The sequence below is a fragment of the Pseudarthrobacter kochi genome (assembly GCF_055412805.1).
Genome location: NZ_JBVAYV010000116.1, coordinates 1 through 1,024, shown reverse-complemented (window position 1 = coordinate 1,024; position 1,024 = coordinate 1). Strand labels below are relative to the sequence as shown.

Annotated in this window: 1 protein-coding gene; it reads right to left on the bottom strand. The window is 66.6% G+C overall.

All coding sequences use genetic code 11. The annotated features are described in order from the left end of the window. Positions 1-148 precede the first annotated feature (148 nt). Entirely contained in the window at positions 149-850 is a 702-nt protein-coding gene (locus tag ACZY0Y_RS19890) for a haloacid dehalogenase type II (RefSeq protein WP_463959943.1), read from the bottom strand. Between the last annotated feature and the right edge of the window lie 174 nt (positions 851-1,024).

Here is a 1,024-nt window from a genome sequence, read left to right as displayed (position 1 = left end):
TCGGATTGGCCAAACGGAGTTCTAGACAAACCCCATTTTTCCCGATCCGACAGGCATTCTCCGTTTAAACCGCCGATACAACCTCAACCCGACCGGTGGATCGAGGCTAAGTCACCGCCCGCAAAACCACCAGTCTCGACAGCCTCGGTCACCGCCGCCCGGTGGCCGGGGCTGTCGGCGCTCCCAGGGCTTCCGGCAGTTCTCGCAGGGAGGCGACCGTGTAGTCGGGAGAAGTGAAATAGTTCGGATAGTTGGCCCCGTCCCGGTTGATCCACGCCGTGCGGAGGCCCGCCGCGGCCGCGCCGTGGATGTCCCAAGGGTGAACCGCCACCAGCAGCATCTGCCCGGGGTCCGTCGCGCAGGCCGACGCCGCGTGGTGGTAGGCGGCCCGTGCCGGCTTCCAGCCCGCGGCGTCTTCCACGGACAGCAGCCGTTCAAACCGGTCCCGGATCCCGGCGGACGCGAGGAGTTCCTCCGCGACCCGGGCGGCGCCGTTGGACAGGGTGACCAGCCGGTACCCCGCCGCCCGCAAGGCACGGACTCCGTCCGCAACATCAGGGTGCAGGCCCAGCCCTGCCATTCCGGCCATGACATGCTCCACCGCAACCTCCCGGTCCGTCCCGGTGCCCGTGTCGGCGAGCAGGCCGCGCAGGACCTCCGCGCCGATCTCGGCAAAGGTGCCGTTGCCGCCGGCCGCCGTCAGGGCGAAGCCGTCGCGCAGCAGCGTGGCGAACCAGAGTTTCGCCACCTGCGCGGGGGCGCCGACCTCGGCGAAGCGCTCCCCCATCGGTGCCATGTCCGAGAGCGTTTCATTGACGTCGAAAACGACGACAGACGCTGTGCTGTTCATGAGTTCTCCTTCATCGATGCGCAACATTGGATACGAGGCGCTGCAGGACCGGCGGGGGCTCAGGCCTTAGCCTTGATCCACCGATGATGGTCGGGGCGCCGACGGCGGTTTAAACCGAGAATGCCCGTCTTTTCAAGGAAAATGGAGCTTGTCTAGAACCCATTGACCACCGAA